A 23,027-nucleotide genomic window follows, 5' to 3' on the forward strand; every position below is an offset into this window, starting at 1 on the left:
GGTGACTTGCTCCTTCATGCGCTGGTTCGCCGCGCCGCGGCCTGAGTGATGCGGTCGAACATGACTCCGAGAAGGACGATGGCGAGCCCTGCGGCGAGCCCCTTCCCGAACAGTTGGCCCTGCGAGAAACCGGCCACGACGTCGTAGCCGAGGGCGCCGGCACCTACCAGGCCGCCCACCACAACCATCGACAGCACGTAGATCAGACCCTGGTTCGTGGCGAGAGTCAGGGCACCGCGCGCCATCGGCAGCTGGACCTTGGTGATGATCTGCCAGGTGTTGCACCCGGCGGAGGTGGCCGCCTCCACGGTCGTCGCGGGCACGTTCCGCACCCCGTCCGCGATGATCTTCATGGCGACGGGCGCCGCGTAGACGATCGCGGCGACGATCGCCGTGAAACGGGTCGCGCCGAACAGCGCGAGGAACGGCACCAGATAGACGAACGGCGGCATGACCTGTGCCGCGTCCAGGCTCGGCCGCAGCATGCGGTCCACCAGCCGGCTGCGGCCCATCCAGACGCCGAAGCCGATGCCGAGCAGCATCACGAGGACGGTGGCCACCACGGTCGAGGCCAGCGTCGTCATGCTGTCCGACCACATCCCGGTGGCCACCAGCAGCCCCACGCACACCGCCGTGGTGACACCCGCCCGGCGGCCGCCGAGGACCACGCCGAGCGCGACGAGGACGGCGCCGACGAGCCACCACGGGGAGTCCGTGAGCAGCGACTGGAACGGGTTGAGCAGCCCGTTGGTGATGAGGTCGCGGACGGCGTTGGTGACGCCGGACAGGTTGTCCTGCACCCAGGTCGTCGTGGTGTCCGCCGCGCTCGCGATGGAGCTGCCGAGACCGCCCTCACCGGGGAACTCGGCCGCCCACACGTAGGTGTGCGACATGAAGACCAGGACGGCCGTCAGGACCGCGCCCGCGCCGAGCAGCGGCCGCCGCCAGGCGAGGAACCGGTTCTTGGAGCGCCGGGCCTCCTCCTCCCGCGCGCTCGCCGCGGTCGTGACCCGGTCGAGGACGATCGCCATGACGACGATGGACAGACCCGCGTTGAACGCCGTGCCGACGTCGAGCGACTGGAGCGCCTGGACGACAGTCTTGCCGAGGCCGGGGGCGTCGATGAGGGCCGCGATGGTCACCATGGCCAGGGCGGCCATGATGGTCTGGTTGACGCCCATCACCACGGTCCGCTTGGACATCGGCAGCAGGACCTTCAGCAGGGCCTGCCGTCGGGTCGCCCCGAGCGAGTCGGCCGCCTCCACCGTCGTCTCCGGCACGGTCCGGATGGCGTGCGCGGTGATCCGGATGGCCGGCGGCGCCGCGTAGACCACGGTGGCGATGGTCGCGGAGGCTCCGCCGATGAGGAAGAACAGGGTCAGCGGGGCCAGGTAGACGAAGGTCGGCATCGTCTGCATGAAGTCCAGCAGGGGCGTGGCGATCCGGTTGACCCGGTCGGACAGCCCCGCCCACACGCCCAGCGGGATCCCGAACAGCAGCGCCACCAGGACCGCGGAGACGGTGAGCGCCAGGGTGTCCATGCTCTCCTGCCACAGGCCCTGCAGGCCGAGGAAGGTGAAGCCGGCCACCGCCAGCAGCGCGACCCGCCAGTTGCCGAAGGCCCAGGAGACGTAGCCCGCGATGCCGACGACGCCGAGCCAGCCGATCTGCGGAAGGGGGCGGTCGGCGGAGGGCTGGGAGATCAGCTCCTGCACGAAGGCCGCCAGGGAATCTATGACCAGGCGGATCTCGTTGAAGAAGTACAGGAACAGCGGGTTGGAGTTGCGGTTCGCGCCGATCGAGTCGTTGACGTCGTTGAACCACCGGTGCAGGTCGGTCAGGTCCGCCGCGCCGAGCGTGAGGGTCTGTCTGCCGCGCAGAACGGCGAACAGCACCAGCCAGACCACCAGGATCGCGCCGAGCACCATGGAGCGGCTGATCCGGCGGGGTTCCGCGGCCGGGGCGGGCTGCTCGGCGGGCCGGGTCCTCTCCGGCCCGCCCGGCGGCTCGGTCTTCTCCACGACGACGGTCATCAGGCGCCGCCTTCCTGTCCGGCGACCACGGCGAGGATCTCCTCGTCGCCGACGATGCCGAGCAGCTTGCCGTTCTCGACGACCTTGACGGGCTTGTCGGCGGCGAGGACGGCGCGGGTGGCCTCCTTGACCACGACGTCCGGGCCCAGCTCGGGTCCGTCCAGGGCGTCGCCGTCCTCCAGGGGCCGCATGATCCACCGCAGGGTGAGCACATCGCCGCGGGGGACGTCCTTGACGAACTCGCGCACGTAGTCGTCGGCCGGGGCGCCGACCAGCTCGTCGCCGGTGCCGCACTGGACCATCTTGCCGTCGCGCATGATCAGGATGCGGTCGCCCAGCTTGAGGGCCTCGGAGAGGTCGTGGGTGATGAAGACCATCGTCTTGCCGACCTCGTGGTGCAGCCGGATGACCTCGTTCTGCATGTCGCGGCGGATCAGCGGGTCGAGCGCGGAGAACGGTTCGTCGAAGAAGAGCACGTCCGGGTCGCCGGCCAGCGCGCGGGCCAGTCCCACACGCTGCTGCATGCCGCCGGAGAGCTGGTCGGGGTAGGACTTCTCGTAGCCGGCGAGGCCGACCAGTTCGACGACCTCCTGGGCCCGCCTGACGCGTTCGGCCCTGCCCATGCCGCGGATCTCCAGCCCGAAGGCCACGTTGTCGACGACCCGGCGGTGCGGCAGCAGTCCGAAGTGCTGGAAGACCATGGAGAACTTGCGGCGGCGCAGATCGCGCAGGCGCCTGTCGTCGGCCTGGCGGATGTCCTCGCCCTCGAAGACGACCTCGCCCGCGGTGGGTTCGATCAGCCGGGTCAGACATCGCACCAGCGTGGACTTGCCGGAGCCGGACAGGCCCATGACGACGAAGACCTCGCCGGGCGAGACGTCGAAGTGCACGTCGCGCACGGCGGCGGTACAGCCGGTGCGGTCCATCAGCTCCCGGCGGGTGAGCCCGCACAGCTCCTCGGACTGCGGCACCCGGTCGGCCTTCGGCCCGAACACCTTCCACAGGTTGCGCACGGAGATGACCGGGGTGGGACCCGAGTCCTGGGGCGTGCCGCGCCGCTGCGGCACCTCGGTCTGGGTGGTCATGTTCGACCTTCTTTCGGCGTTCAGCCGCTGAACCAGCGCTGCGGCCGGGGTTGGATGTTCTGCCAGATGTGCTTGGGCTCTCGGTACTCGTTCAGGCCGGTCGGTCCCAGCTCCCGGCCCACACCGGAGTGCCCGAAACCGCCCCATTCCGCTTGCGGCACATAGGGGTGGTAGTCGTTGATCCACACGGTGCCGTGCCGCAGCCGCCGGGCGACCCGCTGGGCCCTGCCGGCGTCCTGTGTCCACACGGCACCGGCCAACCCGTACTCGGTGTCGTTGGCGATGCGGACGGCGTCGTCCTCGTCGGTGAAGCGTTCCACGGTGAGCACGGGCCCGAAGGACTCCTCGTGCACCACACGCATGTCCTGCCGGCACTCGTCGAGGACGGTGGGCAGGTAGTAGTGGCCGTCCGCCAGGGCGGGGTCGTCGGGGCGGGCGCCGCCGCAGCGCAGGACGGCGCCCTCGGCGATGCCGGAGGCGACGTACGCCTCGACCTTGTCCCGGTGCTGCGCGGAGATCAGGGCCCCGGTCTCGGCCTCGGTGTCGTAGGGGCCGCCGAGCCGGATGAGCCGGGCGCGGCGGACGACCTCGTCGACGAAGCGGTCGTGCAGGGAGTCCTCGACGATCAGCCGGGCCCCGGCCGAGCAGACCTGGCCCGAGTGCAGGAAGACGGCGGTGAGGGCCATGTCCACGGCCGTCTCGAAGTCGGCGTCGGCGAAGACGACGTTGGGGTTCTTGCCGCCCAGCTCCAGCGCGACCTTCTTCACGGTCGCGGCGGCGGTGGCCATGATGCGCCGGCCGGTGTCCAGGCCGCCGGTGAAGGAGACCAGGTCGACACGGGGGTCCTCGGAGAGCGGGGCGCCCACCTCGGGGCCGGCGCCCAGCACCAGGTTGGCGGCGCCGGCCGGCAGTCCGGCCTCCTCCAGTGCCTTCATCAGCAGGACGGAGGTGGAGGGGGTCAGCTCGCTGGGCTTGAGGACGATCGTGTTGCCGGCCAGGAGAGCCGGGGCGACCTTCCAACTGGCTTGCAGGAGCGGGTAGTTCCAGGGGGTGATCAGTGCGCACACCCCGACCGGCTCGTAGACGACCCGGCTGACGGCGTCGTCGCGGCCGGTGTCGATCACCCGGCCGGCGTCGGTGCCCGCGAGTCCGCCGTAGTAGCGGAAGCAGGAGACGACGTCGGCGATGTCGTACTCGCTCTCCACCACCCGCTTACCCGTGTCGAGCGACTCCGCGCGGGCGAAGCTCTTGGTGTCGCGCTCGATGATGTCCGCGGTGCGCAGCAGCAGTGCGCCGCGTTCCCGCTCGGGGGTGCCCGGCCAGGGGCCGGAGTCGAAGGCCGCCCGGGCCGCGGCGATCGCCGCCTCGGTGTCGGGGCGCGTTCCTTCCGAGACGGTCGCCGTGAGCGTGCCGTCAGCGGGACATCGGATCTCGCGGTGACCACCGGCCACCGGAGCCCGCCATTCGCCATTCACATACAGGTCTGCCACGCGCCGAGCCTTCCGACTGAAATTCGTTGCGCATCGTGCACCCGATTGCTTGTGATGGAACACCCTGTCGGCTGGTCAGACGGACGTCAAGATGTTGGCGGATGACGATTTGGCCATGTGGTCACTTACCTTCCCACCCTTGACCGCAGGCGACCCCGAGCCGACCATGTTGCGTATCGCTCACCTTGTTGTGCAATACGCACCGACGGAGGCCACCGTGTCCATGAGGTTCCCCCGACCGCAACCTGGCCGTGAGTTCGTCCTGACCCTTTCCTGCCCCGACAGTGCCGGGCTGGTCCACGCCGTGAGCGGCTATCTCGTCAGGAACTCCGGAAACATCCTGGAAAGCCAGCAGTTCGACGACCGGCTCCAGGGCCGGTTCTTCATGCGGGTCCATTTCGACGTCTCCGACCCGAACGTCGACCTGGAGGGCCTGCGGTACCGGTTCGGCCCCGTCGCCCAGGCCTACGGCATCTCGTGGTCCCTCAGCGACGCCTCCACACCCACCCGGACCCTGATCATGGTGTCCAAGTTCGGGCACTGCCTGAACGACCTGCTCTTCCGGCAGCGGGCGGGCGCGCTCAACATCGAGATCCCCGCGATCGTCTCCAACCACCGGGACTTCGAGAAGCTCGCGGAGACGTACGACGTCCCGTTCCACCACGTGCCGGTGACCCGGGAGACCAAGCCGGAGGCCGAGGCGCGGCTGCTCGAACTCGTCCGCGACCTGGACATCGACCTGGTGGTCCTGGCCCGCTACATGCAGATCCTCTCCGACGACCTGTGCAAGGAGCTGGACGGCCGCGCCATCAACATCCACCACTCCTTCCTGCCCAGCTTCAAGGGAGCACGCCCCTACGACCAGGCCTACGACCGCGGGGTGAAGCTCGTCGGCGCGACGGCGCACTACGTGACCTCGGACCTCGACGAGGGACAGATCATCGAGCAGGACGTGGTCCGGGTGGACCACTCGCTGGACCCCGGCGAGCTGGTCACGGTCGGCCGGGACGTGGAGGCCCAGGTGCTCGCGCACGCGGTGAAGTGGCACAGCGAGAACCGGGTGATGGTCGAGGGCAACCGCACGGTCGTCTTCCGCTGAGCGGTACGGACGTCCTCGCACGAGGGCGTCCGTCCACGCGTCCGTGCGTATACGAAGCAGTCCGCATACGAAGCCGTCCGTATACGACGACGAACGCCGGACGGGCCGAGAGGCCCGTCCGGCGTTTCGCGTCCGGGGGTGCGCTCAGCCCTCCAGCCGGTCCAGCAGGGACCGCCGCCAGCGCTCCGTCTCCGCGATCTGGTTGAAGGTGAACAGGTGCAGCCCCGCCACCCCGGACGCGGGGTCGGTGAGGGCCTTCTCCGTGCGCGTGAGCAGCTTCTCGGGCGAGTAGCCGCCGGGCGCGGCGAAACGGACGAACCAGGACGCGTGCCTGGTCAGGAAGCGGGTCGACTCCCCCACCCCGATCTTCGTCGCCATGGACAGCAGCTTCGCGCGCTGCACGGGCCCGGCGACGCCCACATGGACCGGCAGGGTCACGTCCCGGCGCCTGACGCGCGCCAGCCACTCACCCAGCACCCGCGGGTCGAAGCAGAGGTTGCTCACGACGTACGTGGCGTGCTCGCGCTTGTCCCACATCGCCTGGACCGTGACGTCGTCGTGGATGAGCGGATGGCTCTCGGGATAGCCGGTGACCCCGACCCGGGCGAACGGTCCGCCCAGCTCGCTCAGCCGGCGCAGCACCGGCAGGGCCCCGTCGTAGGGCCCGGCCGGCGGGTCGGCGTCACCCGCCGGGACGAACACGTCGTCCACACCGGCCTCGCGCAGCCGGTCCACGACCTCCTTCAGGTGCCGGTCGTCCCGCAGGAGCCGGGCGGGGACGTGCGGGACGACACGGTAGCCGTGCGCGGCGAGCCGGACGGTGAGGTCGAGGGTGGGTTCCAGGCCCTTGACCGGCGACGCCGTCACGGTGACGACGACGTCGCGCGGGACATGGGCGAGGACCTTCTCCTCGGTGGCTCGCGCCGGCAGCACCTCGTAGCGCACCGTCCTCAGCACCGCGCGCAGCCCTGCGGCGGCCAAGGTCTACTCCGCCCGCGTCTGGACGTCGCGGTGCCGGTAGTACGCGGCCTTCGACGGGGCCAGCGGCTCCTTGCCGAGGATCAGGTCGGCGGCCTTCTCGGCGATCATCATCACCGGCGCGTAGATGTTGCCGTTGGTGACGTAGGGCATGACGGAGGCGTCCACCACCCGCAGTCCGTCCACGCCGTGCACGCGCATGCTGGTGGGGTCCACGACGGACATCTCGTCGGTGCCCATCTTGCAGGTGCAGGAGGGGTGCAGAGCGGTCTCGCCGTCCTTGGCGACCCAGGCCAGGATCTCCTCGTCCGTCTCAACCGACGGTCCGGGGGAGATCTCCCCGCCGTTGTAGGGGGCGAGCGCGGGCTGGTTGAGGAGCTTGCGGGCCACCCGGATCGCCTCGACCCACTCGCGGCGGTCCTGCTCGGTGGAGAGGTAGTTGAAGCGCAGGGCGGGGTGCTCCCGGGGGTCCCGGCTCTTGATCTTCACCGAGCCGATGGCGTCGGAGTACATGGGACCGACGTGCACCTGGTAGCCGTGGCCACCGGCCGGTACGGAGCCGTCGTAGCGGACCGCGATCGGCAGGAAGTGGAACATCAGGTTGGGGTAGTCGACGTCCTCGTTGCTGCGGGCGAACCCGCCGGCCTCGAAGTGGTTGGTGGCGGCGGGGCCCTTGCGGAACAGCCACTGCAGCCCGATGAAGGGCGCGCGCCACTTCGCCAGGTACGGCTGCATGGAGACGGGCTGCTCGCAGGCGTACTGGATGTAGACCTCCAGGTGGTCCTGCATGTTCTCGCCGACGCCCGGCAGGTCGTGGACGACGTCGATGCCCAGCGCCCTCAGTTCCTCGGCGTTGCCCACGCCGGAGAGCTGGAGCAGCTGCGGCGAGTTGATCGCGCCGCCGCAGAGGATGACCTCCTTGGCGCGGACCTGCTGGGGGGCGCCCTTGCCCCGCTGGTACTCGACGCCGACGGCCTTCTTGCCCTCGAACAGGACGCGGGTGACCAGGGCGCGGGTGGTGATGGTGAGGTTGGGCCGCTTACGGACGGGCTTCAGGTACGCCTTCGAGGCCGAGAGCCGGCGACCGCGGTGGACGTTGCGGTCGAACTTGGCGAAGCCTTCCTGTCGGTAGCCGTTGACGTCGTCGGTGGGGGCGTAGCCCGCCTCCTCGGTGGCCTTGAGGAAGGCGCCGAAGAGGGGGTTCGTCGCCGGGCCGCGTTCCAGGACCAGGGGCCCGTCGTGGCCGCGGAACTCGTCGTCGGGGTCGGCCGCGAGACAGTTCTCCATGCGCCGGAAGTACGGCAGACAGTGCGCGTAGTCCCAGCTCTCCATGCCCGCGTCGGCCGCCCAGCGCTCGTAGTCCATGGGGTTGCCGCGCTGGAAGATCATGCCGTTGATGCTGCTGGAGCCGCCCAGGACCTTGCCGCGTGCGTGGTAGACGCGGCGGCCGTTCATGTGGGGCTCGGGCTCGGACTCGTACTTCCAGTCGTAGAAGCGGCTGCCGATCGGGTAGGTCAGCGCCGCGGGCATGTGGATGAAGACGTCCCACGGGAAATCCGACCGGCCCGCTTCCAGGACCAGAACTCGGTTGGCCGGGTCGGCGGACAGCCTGTTTGCCAGTGCACTGCCCGCGGAACCACCACCGACGATCACGAAGTCGTACTGCACAGGAGCCATGGTGCCTCGTCTCGCTCGCGCCGTAGATATGCGTGGCATGCTAGACCGGGTCGCGCTATACGCACCAGGTTGCGAACGACGCAACTTGAGGAACTTCGTTTCGGGGCGGTTACTTGCAACTGTGTTGTTTACTGCGCGTATAGTTTCACTGTGAGCAACTACAGCCTTGACACAGAAACGTCGAACGCACCGGCCGGCGGCGTGCAGTCGGTGGACCGCGCCATCAGCGTCCTGGAGATCCTCGCGCAGCGCGGCGAAGCCGGTGTCAGCGAGGTGGCGGCCGAGATCGAGGTGCACAAGTCCACGGCCTTCCGTCTCCTCGGAGCCCTGGAGGCGCGCGGTCTGGTCGAGCAGGCCGGCGAGCGCGGCAAGTACCGGCTCGGCTTCGGCATCGTGCGCCTGGCCGGCGCGGTCACGGGCCGTATCGACATCACCCAGCAGGGCCGTCCCGTGTGCGAGCGTCTGGCCGAGGAGATCGGCGAGACCGTCAACATCGCCGTCATGCAGGAGCAGTACGCGATCAACCTGTACCAGGTGCGCGGTCCCGGGGCGGTCACCGCGCACAACTGGGTGGGCCAACTGACCCCCCTGCACGCGACGTCGAGCGGCAAGATCCTGCTGGCCCACCTGTCGGCCAAGGAGCGCGCCGCCCTGCTGACGACCGCGGGCATGAAGAAGGTCACCCCGCACACCATCACCGCGAAGACGAAGCTGGAGAAGAACCTCGTCACCGCCCGGGAGCGGGGCTACGCCTTCACCCTGGAGGAGCTGGAGATCGGCCTGCACGCCATGGCCGCGCCGGTGCGCAACCGGGACGGCGAGGTCATCGCCGCCCTCAGCGCGTCGGGGCCCTCCTACCGGTTCACCGAGGAGCGGCTGCACGAGCTGTCCCCGGTGCTGCTCAAGGGCGCCGCCGAGATCAGTCACCGCATGGGTTTCCTGGGCTGAGTCACCCCTGGGTGATGCCGAGGCGCTCGTTCACCCAGTCGTGGAAGGCGCCGATGTGGTGCTCGCTGGGCACCAGCACACCGCCCTTGGCGTACAGACGTGAGCTCATGCCGGGCTGGGTCCGCTCGCAGGCCTCGAAGTCCTGGAGGTTGACCCGGTCGAAGAGTTCCACGGACCGGCTGACGTCCTTGCCGCTGTCCACGACGTGGGGCAGGTACAGCCAGTCGCACTCCACGATCGTGCGGTCCGCCGCGACCGGGTACATGCGGTGGAAGATCACGTGGTCGGGCACGAGGTTGATGAACACCTGCGGCCGGACGGTGATCGCGTAGTAGCGGCGGTCCTGGTCCTCCGCGACACCCGGGATACGGTCCAGACCCTCGGAACCGTCGACCGTGAAGCCCCGCACCTCCTCACCGAACTCCGCACCGTGGCCCACGTAGTACTGAGCGGCATACCCGTCCGCGAACTCCGGCAGCACCTCGGTCAGTTCCGGATGGATCGTGGCGCAGTGGTAGCACTCCATGAAGTTCTCGATGATCAGCTTCCAGTTCGCCTTCACGTCGTACGTGATCCGACGCCCCACGGAGAGATTGTCGATGTCGTACCGCTCGATCGACTCCACGTCACCGAGGCGGGTGATCACCTCGCCGATGACGTCCTCCTCGAAGGAGGGCGGGTTCTCCGCGAGGCAGACCCAGACATAACCGAGCCATTCCCGCACGGCGACACTCACCAGCCCGTACTCGGTCCGGCCCACGTCGGGCATCTTGGTGAGGTTGGGCGCGGCGACCAGCTTGCCGTTCAGGTCGTACGTCCAGGCGTGGTAGGGGCACTGGAAGGCCCGCTTGACCTCGCCGGACTCCTCGGTGCACAGCTTGGCCCCGCGGTGCCGGCAGACGTTGAAGTACGCGCGGATCGAGTGGTCCCGGGCCCGGGTGACGAGGATGCTCTCGCGGCCCACGTCGACGGTGCGGAAGGCACCGGGCTTCGCCAGCTCGGAGGCCCGGGCGACGCAGAACCACATGGTCTCGAATATGTGCTCCTGCTCCTGGGCGAAGAACGCCGGATCGGTGTAGGAGGAGCCGGGAAGAGTGGCGATCAGGCTGTCGGGCAGGCTGGTCGAGGTCACGGGTCACTCCTCGGTGAACGTCGCGGAGGGGTCATTCGGACGCCGGGAGGACGACTCCGGACGGCGTTGTACATGGAGCAACGCTGCGCGCTGTGGGCAACCGCAGCATGGGGTGACGCCGGGGTGCTGTCAAGACGTGGCGGCGGCCAGCTGCTTGCGGGCCCGCATGAACAGCCGCGGCTGGTTCATCCCGAGCACGGCGACCGGACGGCCGTCGCGCCGGTAGACGGCGAGGACGTCGCGGTCGTCTGCCGCGCCCGCCTCGACGGTGATGCTGTCGGCCTCGGCCGCGTGGCCGGCGAACTGGATGCGGACGCCGTACTGGTCGGACCAGAAGTACGGCGGCCGGGGCACGCCGGGCTCGACCGCGCCGCCCGCCAGCAGGGCGGCGACGGCGGCCTCCGGGCGCTCGCGCGCGCCGGTCCAGTGCTCCACGCGGCGGTGGTGGCCGGCCCTGGGGTCGTACCAGTTGGCGCAGTCGCCGACCGCGACCACCCCGGCCAGGCTGGTGCGGCCGTCCGCTCCGCACTTCACGCCGTTGTCGAGGGCGATGCCGGAACCCTCCAGCCACTCGACGCACGGGTGGGCGCCGACGCCGACGACCACGATGTCGGCGGGGAGGCTGCGGCCGTCCTCCAGCAGGACGGCGTCGACCCGGTGCTCCCCGCTCAGTCCCTTGACGCCCACGCCGCACAGCAGCCGCACCCCGTGGTCGGCGTGCAGGCCGGAGACGACGGCGCCCATGGTGGCGCCGAGCGGCCCGGCGAGCGGGGTCGGGGCCGCCTCCACGACGGTCACCTCGAGACCGAGGGCGCGAGCGGTGGAGGCGACCTCGGCGCCGATGAAGCCGCCGCCGATCACCACCAGGCTTCCGCCGCGGGCCAGTTCGTCCCGCAGGGCGCGGGCGTCGTCCAGGGTGCGCAGGGTGTGCACTCCGGCGAGGCCCGCGGAGCCGGGCAGCGTGCGTGCCACGGCGCCGGTGGCGATGACGAAGCCGTCGGCACGCACCTCGCGTCCGTCGGCGAGGCGGACGGTGCGCGCGGTGTGGTCGAGCCCGGTGGCGCGGGTGCCGAGCAGCCACTCCGCCGCCAGGTCCTCGCCCTCCGCCTCCAGCGCGAGTTCGGCCTCGCCCAGGGTGCCGGACAGGAACTCCTTGGACAGCGGGGGCCTGTCGTAGGGGCGGTGGAGCTCGTCCCCGATGACGACCAGCCGGCCGTCGAAGCCCTGTTTGCGCAGCGAGCGCGCCGCCGACAGGCCGGCGAGGGAGGCGCCGACCACGGCGACGGTCCTCACGCGGGACCGCCGGCGAGGCGGGCCGAGATGCAGGGCGGCAGGTTGGGGGCCTCCGTGGAGAGCCGGACGTAGATCATGTCGTCCTCGACGACGACCTCGTGCGTCCGGACCGGCAGCTTCGCCGGCGGGGAGTCGACCGCGCCGGTGCGCAGGTCGAACTTGGAGGCATGCAGCGGGCATTCCACCTCGCAGCCCTCCAGCCAGCCGTCGGCGAGCGAGGCGTCCTGGTGGGTGCAGGTGTCATCGATGGCGAAGACTTCGCCGTCGTCGGTGTGGAACACCGACACCGGCGGGTCGATGTCGAGCCGGAAGGCCTCACCTCGCGGGAGATCCGCGAGACGGCACGCGGGAATCATCATGACACCTCGGGTGCGTATAACGAAACGGTTTGCGGTAAGCGCAACATCAGTCTGGAGTCGCCCTGAACCCTTGTCAAGGCATCCAGAGGCCCCTGTAAGTCACGCCGGGCGTTGCGGTATCCAAAACGCGGCTCACATAGAACAACAACAGCCCGCCTTCTCGACTCGCGGCAACCGCGGGGCGAGGGCGGGCGGATGGGGCCGGACGGGGCCGCCGGGGCCCGGCGGGGCCGTGGCCGCACAGGGCGGTGCCACGACCCCGCCGCAGGGCGGGTCCCGTCGCTCTCAGACGGCGGAGGGCGCGGCCTCCTCGTCCTGGCGGGGCTGTCCGGCCTCCGCGCCGGCCGTGGACGTGGCGGGGCCGATGCGCAGCTCGAACTCCCCGTCGTACTTCTCGTGTCCGGCGATGACGGCCGTCTCGACGGCCTCCTTGCCCATGCGTCCGCGGATGATGAGCGGATCGTGGCGCAGATCGCGGTTGAGCGCGACGCACAACCCGATCATCACCAGGGTGAAGGGGGCCGCCGCGAGGATGGTGAGGTTCTGCAGCCCGGTGAGCGCGTCGCCCTTGCCGCCGCCGATGAGCAGCATGACGGCGGCGACCGCCCCGGTCAGCACGCCCCAGAACACCACGACGCCCCGGGAGGGTTCGAGGGAGCCCCGCTGGGACAGGGTCCCCATCACGATGGAGGCGGCGTCGGCGCCGGAGACGAAGAAGATGCCGACGAGCACCATCACGACGATGCTCGTCACCGTGGCCAGGGGGTACTGCTGGAGGACGTCGAAGAGCTGCCCCTGGGCGGTGGCGGCGTCGTTGAGACGGCCGGCCTCCTGGAGGTGCATCGCCGAGCCGCCGAACACGGCGAACCAGAGCAGGCTGACGCTGCTGGGGACCAGGATGACGCCCCCGACGAACTGCCGGATGGTGCGGCCGCGGCTGATGCGCGCGATGAACATCCCGACGAAGGGTGTCCAGGAGATCCACCACGCCCAGTAGAAGACCGTCCAGCCCGCCAGCCAGTCGGCGACACCCTTGCCGCTCGACGCCTCGGTCCGGCCCGCCATCTGGGCGAGGTCGCCGAAGAAGGCACCGACGGAGGTGGGCAGCAGGTCGAGGATGAAGATGGTCGGGCCGACGAGGAACACGAAGAGCGCGAGGAGCACCGCCAGCACCATGTTGGTGTTGGACAGCCACTGGATGCCCTTCTCGATGCCCGACACCGCCGAGGCGACGAACGCCACGGTCAGCACCGTGATCACGAGGACCAGCAGTCCGGTGCCGACCGACCCCAGCCAGCCCAGCTCCGTGAAGCCGCTGCCGATCTGGAGGGCGCCGAGCCCGAGGGAGGCCGCGGAGCCGAAGAGGGTGGCGAAGATGGCGAGGACGTCGATGGCCCGGCCGGGCCATCCGTTCACCCTCTTCTCACCGAGCAACGGCGTGAACACCGCGCTGATCAGCTGACGGCGTCCGCGCCGGAAGGTGCTGTAGGCGATGGCGAGACCCACGACCGCGTACATCGCCCACGGATGGAGCGTCCAGTGGAAGAGGGTCGTGGCCATGGCGGTCTCCATGGCCTGGTTGGCGTCGGCCGGGTCGGTGCCCGGCGGCGGGGTGACGAAGTGGGAGAGGGGCTCGCTCACGCCGTAGAACATCAGACCGATGCCCATGCCGGCGCTGAACATCATGGCGATCCACGAGACGGTGCGGAACTCCGGCTGCTCCCCCTCCTTTCCCAGGGTGATCCGCCCGTAGCGGCTCATCGCGAGCCAGAGGGCGAAGACCACGAAACCCGAGGCGGCGAGGACGAAGGCCCAGCCGCCGTTGCGGATCGTCCCGTCCAGCAGCTTCCCCGACACGCTCTCCAGTGCGTCGGTCGCCGTCGCACCCCACACGACGAAGGCCAGGGTGACGGCCGCGGCGACACCGAAGACGACGGGGTCGGTCCGGGGGCGTCCGCCGGCCGCGCCGCCTCCCGGTCCCTGGTCCGTGCCGGGAGGACCTGCGCTCCCGTTCATTTCGCGGGCTCTGCTCATCAGCTCGTTCCTTCCACGGACGACGGTGGACACCCCGCCGCGGACGACGGTCGCGCGGCGGGGCGGGACAAGTGGGGAGACATACCGGCCGCCGGAGCGCGGCCGTCACCGGGTTCCGGCCACGACCCGGTGGTCAAGGGGTGCGTCAGGCCCCCGCGGCCGGGCCGCCGGGCACCGGTTCCAGGCGGACGACGATCGACTTCGAGGTGGGGGTGTTGCTGATCGCCGCCGTGGAGTCCAGGGGGACCAGGACGTTGGTCTCGGGGAAGTAGGCGGCGCAGCAGTCGCGGGGCGTCGGGTAGGACACCACGCGGAAGGCCGGGGCCCTGCGCTCCACCCCGTCGTCGTACTCGCTGACGATGTCGACGAGGTCTCCGTCGGCCAGCCCCCGGTCGGCGAGGTCGCCGGGGTTCACGAAGAGGACCCGGCGGCCTTGGTGGATGCCGCGGTAGCGGTCGTCCAGGCCGTAGACGGTGGTGTTGTACTGGTCGTGGGAGCGCAGCGTCTGGAGCAGCAGTCGGCCCGGCGGCACATGAGGCCGCTCCAGCGGGTTGGCCGTGAAATTGGCCAGCCCCGTGGCGGTGGTGAACCGGCGTTCGTCGCGCGGCGGGTGGGGCAGCGCGAAGCCGCCCGGCCGTCGCACCCGGTGGTTGAAGTCCTGGAAGCCGGGGATCACGCGGGCGATGCGGTCGCGAATGCTGTCGTAGTCCCTCTCGAACTCCTCCCAGGGCACGTGGGAACCCGCTTCCCCGAGCGCGGCCCGTGCCATCCGGCAGACGATCGCGGGCTCGCTCAGCAGGTGTTCGGAGGCGGGGGCGAGCCGCCCCCGGGAGAGGTGCACCATGCCCATGGAGTCCTCGACGGTGACCTGTTGCGGACCGGCGGGCCGCAGGTCGGCCTCGGTCCGGCCGAGGCAGGGAAGGATGAGCGCCTGCTCCCCGGCGATGACGTGCGAGCGGTTGAGCTTGGTGGAGATCTGCACGGTGAGCCGGCAGGTGCGCAGGGCCCGTTCGGTGAGGTCGGTGTCGGGGGCGGCGGCGACGAAGTTGCCGCCGAGCGCGACGAAGACCCGTACGTCACCGTCGCGCATGGCACGGATGCTCTCGACCGCGTCGTGGCCGTGCCGCCTGGGGGGCGTGAAGGCGAACTCGGCGCCGAGCGCGTCCAGGAACGCGTCGTCCGGTTTCTCGTAGATGCCCATCGTGCGGTCGCCCTGCACGTTGGAGTGGCCGCGCACCGGGCAGAGACCGGCGCCCGGGCGGCCGATGTTGCCGCCCAGCAGGAGGAAGTTGACGACGTCCCGGATGGTGGGGACCGAGTGCTTGTGCTGGGTGAGGCCCATCGCCCAGCAGACGACGATCTTCCCGGCGCCCCGCACGTCCTCGAACGCGGCCCGGATCTCCTCCTCGGACAGGCCGGTGGCGGTCAGGATCTCGTCCCAGGGCGTCTTGCGGGCGTGCTCGGCGAACTCCTGGAAGCCGTGGGTGTACCGCTCGATGAAGGAGGTGTCCAGGACGGTGCCGGGGGCCTCGTCCTCGGCCTCCAGCAGCATGCGGTTGAACGCCTGGAACAGCGCCTGGTCCCCGCCCAGCCTGATCTGGAGGAACCGGTCGGCCAGGCGGGTGCCGCCACCGAGGACGCCGGACGGCCGCTGGGGGTTCTTGAACCGCAGCAGCCCGGCCTCGGGGAGCGGGTTGACCGCGATGATCCGGGCGCCCCGGCGCTTGGCGGTCTCCAGCGAGGAGAGCATCCGGGGGTGGTTGGTGCCGGGGTTCTGGCCGACCACGAGGATGAGATCGGCGTCGTGGAGGTCTTCGAGGGTGACGCTGCCCTTGCCGATGCCGATGGTCTCCGTCAGCGCCGAACCGCTCGACTCGTGGCACATGTTGGAGCAGTCGGGCAGGTTGTTGGTGCCGAGCATCCTGACGAACAGCTGGTAGAGGAACGCGGCCTCGTTGCTCGCCCGGCCGGAGGTGTAGAAGGCGGCCTGGCCGGGGTGGTCGAGCGCGGCGAGTTCACGGGCGATCACGGCGAACGCGTCGTCCCAGGAGATCGGCCGGTAGCGGTCGTCGCCGGCCCGGCGGTACATGGGATGGGTCAGACGGCCCTGCTGGCCGAGCCAGTAGTCGCTGGCGGGGAGCAGGTCCTCCAGGGTGTGCCCGGCGAAGAAGTCCGGGGTCACCCGGCGCACGGTGGCCTCCTCGGCCACCGCCTTGGCCCCGTTCTCGCAGAACTCCGCGGCGTGCCGGTGCTCCGGTTCGGGCCAGGCACAGCCGGGGCAGTCGAAGCCTTCCTTCTGGTTGACGCGCAGAAGGGTGAGCAGGCCCCGGCGGGCTCCCATCTGCTCGCCGGCGTGCCGGAGCGAGGAGGTGACGGCGGGGATGCCGGCCGCGTACTCCTTCGGGGGGCCGACCCGCAGCCGGGCGTCTCCGGGGTCGTCGACAGGTGCGTTGCGAGTCATCTGAGGCGCCACTCCGGGATGTAGGGGAATCAGAGCCGTTCCGTCGCCGGGCCTCCCGGCCTCGCGCGCACGAGTTGCACACTGCACAACAGTGCCGCGATACGCAACGCAATCAAGAAAGCGTGATCCCCGATCCCCTGTCAAGGGGGTATGCGGGGATGTGCGGACCGTGCGGTGGCGGGAGGCCCCGGCCACCGCACGGCCGGACGCAGCACTCGGCCGTGAGACGTCAGGCGTGAAACGTCAGGCGTGAAACGTCAGGCGTGAAACGTCAGGCGTGAAACGTCAGGCGTGAAACGTCAGGCGTGAAAGGGGTGAAACGTCAGACGCGGGCGTCAGGCGTCACGCTTCAGGCGTCAGGCGTCAGGCGTCAGGCGTCAGGCGTCAGAGGACGACGACGGAGCGCAGGACGTCACCCTGGTGCATGCGGTCGAAGGCCTTCTCGACCTCGTCGAGCTGGATGGTCTCGGTGACGAAGGCGTCCAGGTCCAGGCGCTTCTGGAGGTAGAGGTCGATGAGCATGGGGAAGTCGCGGTCGGGCAGGCAGTCGCCGTACCAGGAGGACTTCAGGGCGCCGCCGCGGCCGAAGACGTCGAGGAGGGGGAGTTCGAGCTTCATCTCCGGGGTGGGGACACCGACCAGGACGACCGTGCCGGCCAGGTCACGGGCGTAGAACGCCTGCTTGTACGTCTCCGGACGGCCCACCGCCTCGATGACGACATCGGCGCCGAAACCCCCGGTCAGCTCACGGATCGCCTCGACCGGGTCCGTCTCGCGGGAGTTGACGGAGTGGGTCGCGCCCAGCTTCCGGGCGGTCTCCAGCTTGCGGTCGTCGATGTCCACCGCGATGACCTTCGCCGCGCCCGCCAGCTCGGATCCGACCACCGCCGCGGCCCCGACCCCGCCGCAGCCGATCACGGCGACCGTGTCGCCCCGGCCCACGTTGCCGGTGTTGATCGCCGCACCGATGCCCGCCATCACCCCGCACCCCAGCAGACCCGCCACCGCCGGAGCCGCCGCCGGGTCCACCTTCGTGCACTGACCCGCCGCCACCAGCGTCTTCTCCGCGAACGCACCGATACCCAGCGCCGGAGACAGCTCCGTGCCATCGAGCAGCGTCATCTTCTGCGTCGCGTTGTGCGTGTTGAAGCAGTACCACGGACGACCCCGCCGACACGCCCGGCAACTCCCGCACACCGCACGCCAGTTGAGAATCACGAAGTCACCGGGCGCCACATCCGTGACCCCCTCCCCGACCGACTCCACCACACCGGCCGCCTCATGGCCCAGAAGGAAGGGGAAGTCGTCGCTGATGCCGCCCTGCTTGTAGTGCAGGTCGGTGTGGCACACCCCGCACGCCTGCACCTTCACCAGCGCCTCACCCGGCCCCGGGTCGGGCACGACGATCGTTTCCAGGCTGACAGGGGCACCTTTGCCCCGCGCGACGACAGCACGGACCTGGTGAGCCATGACCACTCCTCGGCTGGTTCGAGAGCTGAGTTCGATGTTTCTTATCGCGGTACTCATCGCGTGTAACGCAACACAGCATCGTGGAGTGCCGAGCCGGGGTCAAGGATCCTGCAGGCAGGCGATCGGGCAGCACGACGCGCGGCCCGTCGCGGGGGGGGCGATGCCGGCCCGGCCGCTCGACCCGGGCGTGCATCGGTGGCTAGAGGTGGTCTAGAAGTCCCGTGCCCGGTCGGGAAGGGCCTGCTCGGCCCAGATCGTCTTGCCGGTGCGGGTGTGGCGGCTGCCCCAGCGCTGGGTGAGCTGGGCGACGAGCAGGAGCCCCCGTCCGCCCTCGTCGAAGGCGCGGGCCCGGCGCATGTGCGGCGCGGTGCTGCTGGAGTCCGACACCTCGCAGATGAGGGTGGTCTCCCGGATCAGCCGCAGCTGGATCGGGGACCCGCCGTACCGGATGGCGTTGGTGACCAGTTCGCTGACGATCAGCTCGGTGACGAAGGAGACCTCCTCCAGCCGCCAGGCGGCCAGCTGGTCGCAGGCCAGCTTGCGGGCCTGACCGACGAAGGCGGGGTCCGCGGGCACCTCCCAGGTGGCGACCCGGTCGGCGTCCAGCGCCCGGGTCCGGGCCAGGAGCAGGGCCACGTCGTCGGCGGGGCGGTCCGTCAGCAGGCTCCGCAGCACTCCGTCACAGGTCTCCTCCAGAGCACGGTCCGTGCCGGACAGGGCCTGCCGCAGCCGCGCGAGTCCGTCGTCCAGGTCGCGGTCCGGTGCCTGGACCAGGCCGTCGGTGTAGAGGGCGAACACGCTGCCCTCGGGGACGTCGAACTCGGCCGTCTCGAAGGGCAGCCCGCCCACGCCCAGCGGCGGTCCGATCGGCAGGTCGAGGAAGCGGGCCTCCCCGTCCGGCGAGATCAGCGCCGGTGGCGGGTGGCCGGCCCGGGCCATGGAGCAGCGGCGCGAGACCGGGTCGTAGACGGCGTAGAGACAGGTGGCCCCGATCTCCCCCGGGCTGTGCGCGTCCTCCGCCTCGTCGGCCGTGCGCTCGGAGTCCAGGCGCAGGACGATGTCGTCGAGCTGGGTGAGCAGCTCGTCCGGCGCGAGGTCCACGTCGGCCAGGGTGCGCACGGCGGTGCGCAGCCGGCCCATCGTGGCGGACGCCTGCACCCCGTGCCCGACGACGTCGCCCACGACGAGGCCCACCCTGGCGCCGGACAGGGGGATGACGTCGAACCAGTCGCCGCCGATCCCGGCGCGGGTGCTGGCCGGCTGGTAGCGGGAGGAGACCTCGACGGCGGCCTGGTGGGGTGCGCGGTGCGGCAGGAGGCTGCGCTGCAGTTCGAGGGCGATGGCACGTTCGCGGGTGTAGCGGCGGGCGTTGTCGACGCAGACCGCGGCCCGGGCCGCGAGCTCCTCGGCCAGCAGCAGGTCGTCCTCGCCGAAGGGCTCGGCCGTGCGGTGGCGGGAGAGGATCGACAGGCCGAGCGTGAGACCCCGGGCCCGCAGGGGCACGGCCATGATCGAGTGGATGCCGTGGGCCTCGATGCTGCGGGCGCGCTCCGCCGAGCCCGCCCACAGCCGCCCGGTGGCGTCGTCGACCTCGAACAGCACGGCCCGGCCGGTGGTCAGCGCACGGTCCGGCGGGGACCCGGCGACGTACCCGTGCCGGCTGCCGACCGGGATCACGGCCTCGGGGCAGCCCTCCAGCACGGACCGCTGTGCCATGCGGCGGAAGACCAGGGGGTCGGTGCCGGGCGAGACCGTGGCCTCCTCGCCCGCCCGGACGGAGTCCAGCAGATCGACGATGACGAAGTCGGCCAGATGGTCCGTGCACACCTCCGCGAGTTCCTCGGCGGTGCGTGTGACGTCCAGGGTGGAGCCGATCCGGTCGCCGGACTCGTTGAGCATGCTCAGCCGTCGGCGGGCCAGGAACTGCTCCGTGCTGTCGATCGCGGCCAGGCACATGCCCCGTACCTCACCGGCGCCGTCCTTCAACGGACTGAGCGAGACCAGCCAGGCGTGCTCGCGGGCCTCGCCCGGTGCGCGCAGCCATGCCTCGAAGGGCATGGGCTCCCCCGTGCGCAGGACGCTGCGTACCGCCTCGTCGAGGCCCTCGAAGCCCGGGAGCCGTCGCCGTCCGTCGACCGACTCCCCCACCCGCCGGCCGAGCAGGTCCCGCTGGGACCGGCCCATCACCTTCTCCATCGCGGAGTTCGCGGACACCGCGAGTCCGTCGTGGTCGAAGAGCGCGATGGGGACGGGGAGCTGGTCCAGGGCCCATCGCCGCAGCCGCACGGCCGGCTCCGGCACCGTGGCCGTCACGAACCACTGGGCGTCCCCGGCCGCGTCGAGGAGCGGATGGGCCTGCAGCTCCAGCTCCACCCCGTGGCCGTCCCGGTGCCGCGCGTGCAGGGAGCCCCGCCAGTCCACGGTCTCGGCGAGAGCGCCCCGGGCCGAGGCGGGCAGGCCGCCGGCCAGCAGATCGGCGGCCCGGCTGCCGACCACCTCGCCGTGCTCGTAGCCGAGGACCCTACGGGCGCCCGCACTCCACGCGGTGACCAGCCCCCTGGCGTCGACCGCGGCCGAGGCGACACCGTGCTCGCCCATCGTTCCTTCTCTCCGTACGACCGGAGCCGTCGTCCATGGGCTCACAGATCGACGACAAGGCACTGCTTCCCGGGTTCATTGTGCGCCGGACACGCCACGCGTGGCGCGCGGTCACCCGGATCCCCCGAGCCCCTACCCTGCCACGTCACGCGCCCCGGAGCGCCCGCTTTCACCGGCACCCGCGCACGGGATTCACGGGGCCACGTGACGCTCGTCCGTTCCCGGTGGACGTACCGTCCGACGGACGGTCCGGTGTCGGGCCGGGCGACGGAGAGCGGGGAGACCATGGTGGAGTCCGGGGACCCGGCGGGGACGCGCGGGAGCCTTCGGGGGCTGTTCGTCGGGTTGTGCACGCTGGACGTCGTGCAGCTCGTCGACCGGGTGCCGGGGGCGAACGAGAAGCTGACGGCGCGTGAGCAGGTCGTGGCCGCGGGCGGGCCCGCGGCGAACGCGGCGGTGGCGTTCGCCCACCTGGGCGGTGCCGCCACCCTGCTCACGGCGGTCGGACACCATCCCCTGGGGGTCGCCGTCGCGGCGGACCTGGACCGGCAGGGGGTGACGGTGGTGGACCTGGCGGCCGGTTCGGCCGAGCCGCCGACGGTGTCGTCGGTGCTGGTCACGGCGGCGGGCGGCGACCGGGCCGTCGCCTCGACCAATGCGACGGGCCGCCGGCTCGCCCCGCCGGACGGGCTGGACGCGCTGGTGGCGGACCACGACATCGTGGAGTTCGACGGCCATCACATGGACCTGGCGGTGGCGGCCGCCCGCGCGGCGCGCGCGGCCGGCCGTCGGACGGTGTTCGACGGCGGCAGCTGGAAGCCCGGTACGGAGAGGCTGCTGCCGTCGGTCGACGTCGCGGTCGCCTCGGAGGACTTCCGCCCGCCCGGTACGCCCGCCTCGCGGACCGACCCCGCCGCCACCCTGCGCCGTCTGCGGGACCACGGGGTCCTCTGGTCGGCGGTCAGCAGGGGCCCTCGGCCCCTCGTGTGGGCGGGCCCCGGCGAGGGGGGCACGGTCGACGTTCCCGCTGTTCGGGTGGTGGACACGCTGGGCGCGGGGGACGTCCTGCACGGGGCGCTCACGCATGCTCTCGCGGGGCGGGACGTCCTGACGCCGGAGGGCTTCACGGAGGCTCTGCGCGCGGCGGCGACGGTGGCCTCACGGGCGTGTGCCTCGTTCGGGACGCGGGCGTGGATGCGGGGAGGGTGAGCCGCCCCGCAGGTCCGTGGTCTCCGGCCGACGGGCTCCGGCCCGGGCCGGAGCCCGTCGGCCCGGGCCGCCGTGGGTTCGGCCGACCGGCACGGGCCGGCCGTTCCTCTGGGTCAGGGGACCGTCGCGGGCGGCGCGGCCCGGACCGCGCCGGGCGCGAGGGTCCTCTCGCGGGCCGCCAGGCAGTCCTCCAGGAACGCGAGGGCACGCAGATGGTAGGCGCGGGCGGCCCGGCCGAGGCTGATGTTGTGCCCGGCCGCCGGCTGACGCTCGACGCTCACGTGCGGGGCGGCCGTGAAGTGTGCGGCCAGATCGCGCAGGGCCTCGTCGTCGTGGCGCCACCAGGTCTCGTGTTCGGCGAACGTCAGCCGCACCGGCACGCGGACGCGGGGTGCCGTGGTGCGGAAGAGCTCCGGCCAGCGGACCAGTTCGGCCCGTTCCAGGGCGGGCACGGGCTCGACGATGGCGCCGCTCTCCCGGAAGGTGCCCGAGGGGTACAGGCCGAGCGGCCCCCAGCTTCGGCGCAGCCGGCCGGCGTCGTCGTCGGCGCCGGGCAGTTCGTGCGGCTCGACGGCGTAGCGATGGCCGCAGCCGGAGACGTCGATCCCGAGCAGGTCCGGTGGAGCGGAGTCGGCGGCGGCGGTGAGCGCCACCTTGCCGCCGTAGGAGTGGGCGAGCAGGAACAGTCCCCCACCGGTGTCGTGGCGGGAGCCGAAGTCGCGCAGGGCCGCGCGCAGCGAGACGGCCTGCTCCGCCAGGTCCTGTCCCTGGGGCAGGCGGGTGGCGGAGTGCCGGTAGCCCGGCCGGTCCACGGCGAGGACGGTGTGGCCGAGGCCCGCCCCCAGGGTCAGCAGGGACTGTCGGGGGTGGGCCCGGCAGTCGAAGTACCCCGCGTTCATGCCACCGCCGTGCACCGCGACCACGACGGCACGCGGGGAGTCGCCCGGCGGCTCGGCGAGCAGCGCCGACAGCGGCACCCCCGCGGCGTCCAGGGTGATCCGGCGCACTCCGGGCGACGCCTCGTGGACCGGTCGGGTCATGGTCGTCCTCCTCCGGGTGGTGCGCCCAAGGCTCTCGCGTCCGGTGACGGCCCGCACCCGGACCGCGTCCGGGAGGCGGCCGCCCGGTACGGACCGGGCCCGGGCCTCCTCCTCGCCGGGC

At 71.3% G+C, this 23,027-nt stretch carries 16 protein-coding genes; 3 read left to right on the forward strand and 13 right to left on the reverse strand.

Annotated elements, in window-relative coordinates:
* Positions 1-14: 14 nt before the first annotated feature.
* Genes PYR72_RS08495 through PYR72_RS08505 form a run of 3 tightly spaced genes read right to left on the reverse strand, consistent with a single transcriptional unit; the run spans position 15 to position 4,608 of the window.
* Positions 15-2,033 (reverse strand): ABC transporter permease subunit, encoded by a 2,019-nt coding sequence (locus PYR72_RS08495; protein WP_275454716.1) that lies wholly within the window; start codon positions 2,031-2,033, stop codon positions 15-17.
* Positions 2,033-3,118: a glycine betaine/L-proline ABC transporter ATP-binding protein gene (locus PYR72_RS08500; protein ID WP_275454717.1), complete on the reverse strand. Its 1,086-nt coding sequence runs from the start codon at positions 3,116-3,118 to the stop codon at positions 2,033-2,035. Before PYR72_RS08500 ends, PYR72_RS08495 begins: the two co-directional genes overlap by 1 nt.
* 20 nt (positions 3,119-3,138) lie before the next feature.
* Positions 3,139-4,608: an aldehyde dehydrogenase family protein gene (locus PYR72_RS08505; protein ID WP_275454718.1), complete on the reverse strand. Its 1,470-nt coding sequence runs from the start codon at positions 4,606-4,608 to the stop codon at positions 3,139-3,141.
* A gap of 223 nt (positions 4,609-4,831) precedes the next feature.
* On the opposite strand from PYR72_RS08505, the gene purU reads away from it, so the two are divergent.
* A complete protein-coding gene (gene purU / locus PYR72_RS08510) occupies positions 4,832-5,707 on the forward strand; it encodes a formyltetrahydrofolate deformylase (RefSeq protein WP_275454719.1) in 876 nt (291 codons plus the stop codon).
* A 144-nt stretch (positions 5,708-5,851) separates the two neighbouring features.
* Here purU and PYR72_RS08515 read toward each other — a convergent pair whose 3' ends face one another.
* Complete coding sequence (locus tag PYR72_RS08515) at positions 5,852-6,688, reverse strand: methylenetetrahydrofolate reductase (protein WP_275454720.1); 837 nt, start codon at positions 6,686-6,688, stop codon at positions 5,852-5,854.
* A 3-nt stretch (positions 6,689-6,691) separates the two neighbouring features.
* Positions 6,692-8,362 (reverse strand): choline dehydrogenase, encoded by a 1,671-nt coding sequence (gene betA / locus PYR72_RS08520; RefSeq protein WP_275454721.1) that lies wholly within the window; start codon positions 8,360-8,362, stop codon positions 6,692-6,694.
* Positions 8,363-8,563: 201 nt separating this feature from the next.
* On the opposite strand from betA, the gene PYR72_RS08525 reads away from it, so the two are divergent.
* Positions 8,564-9,310 carry an IclR family transcriptional regulator gene (locus PYR72_RS08525; protein WP_275460363.1) on the forward strand — a complete coding sequence of 249 codons (747 nt, stop codon included), beginning with the start codon at positions 8,564-8,566 and terminating at the stop codon, positions 9,308-9,310.
* A 1-nt stretch (position 9,311) separates the two neighbouring features.
* Here PYR72_RS08525 and PYR72_RS08530 read toward each other — a convergent pair whose 3' ends face one another.
* From PYR72_RS08530 to PYR72_RS08560, 7 genes are all read right to left on the reverse strand, one after another.
* Positions 9,312-10,442, reverse strand: coding sequence for an aromatic ring-hydroxylating dioxygenase subunit alpha (locus tag PYR72_RS08530; protein ID WP_275454722.1), 1,131 nt, complete (start codon positions 10,440-10,442; stop codon positions 9,312-9,314).
* A 129-nt stretch (positions 10,443-10,571) separates the two neighbouring features.
* Positions 10,572-11,735, reverse strand: coding sequence for an FAD-dependent oxidoreductase (locus tag PYR72_RS08535; protein WP_275454723.1), 1,164 nt, complete (start codon positions 11,733-11,735; stop codon positions 10,572-10,574).
* Positions 11,732-12,094: a bifunctional 3-phenylpropionate/cinnamic acid dioxygenase ferredoxin subunit gene (locus PYR72_RS08540; RefSeq protein WP_275454724.1), complete on the reverse strand. Its 363-nt coding sequence runs from the start codon at positions 12,092-12,094 to the stop codon at positions 11,732-11,734. The genes PYR72_RS08535 and PYR72_RS08540 overlap by 4 nt, the downstream gene beginning before the upstream one ends.
* Positions 12,095-12,379: 285 nt before the next feature.
* Positions 12,380-14,128, reverse strand: a complete 1,749-nt coding sequence (locus PYR72_RS08545) for a BCCT family transporter (protein WP_275454725.1) — start codon at positions 14,126-14,128, stop codon at positions 12,380-12,382.
* 145 nt (positions 14,129-14,273) lie between these two features.
* The gene (locus PYR72_RS08550) at positions 14,274-16,589 is read right to left on the reverse strand and encodes an FdhF/YdeP family oxidoreductase (protein ID WP_275454726.1); all 2,316 of its coding nucleotides are present in this window, start codon (positions 16,587-16,589) and stop codon (positions 14,274-14,276) included.
* 384 nt (positions 16,590-16,973) lie between these two features.
* Positions 16,974-18,059: an S-(hydroxymethyl)mycothiol dehydrogenase gene (locus PYR72_RS08555; protein ID WP_275454727.1), complete on the reverse strand. Its 1,086-nt coding sequence runs from the start codon at positions 18,057-18,059 to the stop codon at positions 16,974-16,976.
* 210 nt (positions 18,060-18,269) lie between these two features.
* Entirely contained in the window at positions 18,270-20,657 is a 2,388-nt protein-coding gene (locus tag PYR72_RS08560) for a SpoIIE family protein phosphatase (protein ID WP_275454728.1), read from the reverse strand.
* 285 nt (positions 20,658-20,942) lie between these two features.
* Between PYR72_RS08560 and PYR72_RS08565 the strand changes: the two genes are divergently transcribed.
* A complete protein-coding gene (locus PYR72_RS08565) occupies positions 20,943-21,866 on the forward strand; it encodes a PfkB family carbohydrate kinase (RefSeq protein ID WP_275454729.1) in 924 nt (307 codons plus the stop codon).
* Between the two features lie 113 nt (positions 21,867-21,979).
* Here the strand turns inward: PYR72_RS08565 and PYR72_RS08570 are convergent, their stop codons facing one another.
* Positions 21,980-22,906: an alpha/beta fold hydrolase gene (locus PYR72_RS08570; RefSeq protein WP_275454730.1), complete on the reverse strand. Its 927-nt coding sequence runs from the start codon at positions 22,904-22,906 to the stop codon at positions 21,980-21,982.
* Positions 22,907-23,027 lie beyond the last annotated feature (121 nt).

It is taken from the genome of Streptomyces sp. VNUA24, from assembly GCF_029167005.1.
GTDB lineage: Bacteria > Actinomycetota > Actinomycetes > Streptomycetales > Streptomycetaceae > Streptomyces > Streptomyces scabiei.

What these genes read in the sequence shown, in the direction of transcription:
- PYR72_RS08500 (WP_275454717.1), bottom strand. Translation starts at nt 3,118, where the DNA reads ATGACCACCCAGACCGAGGTGCCGCAGCGGCGCGGCACGCCCCAGGAC.
- PYR72_RS08495 (WP_275454716.1), bottom strand. Translation starts at nt 2,033, where the DNA reads ATGACCGTCGTCGTGGAGAAGACCGAGCCGCCGGGCGGGCCGGAGAGG.
- PYR72_RS08560 (WP_275454728.1), bottom strand. Translation starts at nt 20,657, where the DNA reads ATGGGCGAGCACGGTGTCGCCTCGGCCGCGGTCGACGCCAGGGGGCTG.
- betA (WP_275454721.1), bottom strand. Translation starts at nt 8,362, where the DNA reads ATGGCTCCTGTGCAGTACGACTTCGTGATCGTCGGTGGTGGTTCCGCG.
- purU (WP_275454719.1), top strand. Translation starts at nt 4,832, where the DNA reads ATGAGGTTCCCCCGACCGCAACCTGGCCGTGAGTTCGTCCTGACCCTT.
- PYR72_RS08540 (WP_275454724.1), bottom strand. Translation starts at nt 12,094, where the DNA reads ATGATGATTCCCGCGTGCCGTCTCGCGGATCTCCCGCGAGGTGAGGCC.
- PYR72_RS08565 (WP_275454729.1), top strand. Translation starts at nt 20,943, where the DNA reads ATGGTGGAGTCCGGGGACCCGGCGGGGACGCGCGGGAGCCTTCGGGGG.
- PYR72_RS08545 (WP_275454725.1), bottom strand. Translation starts at nt 14,128, where the DNA reads ATGAGCAGAGCCCGCGAAATGAACGGGAGCGCAGGTCCTCCCGGCACG.
- PYR72_RS08555 (WP_275454727.1), bottom strand. Translation starts at nt 18,059, where the DNA reads ATGGCTCACCAGGTCCGTGCTGTCGTCGCGCGGGGCAAAGGTGCCCCT.
- PYR72_RS08550 (WP_275454726.1), bottom strand. Translation starts at nt 16,589, where the DNA reads ATGACTCGCAACGCACCTGTCGACGACCCCGGAGACGCCCGGCTGCGG.
- PYR72_RS08570 (WP_275454730.1), bottom strand. Translation starts at nt 22,906, where the DNA reads ATGACCCGACCGGTCCACGAGGCGTCGCCCGGAGTGCGCCGGATCACC.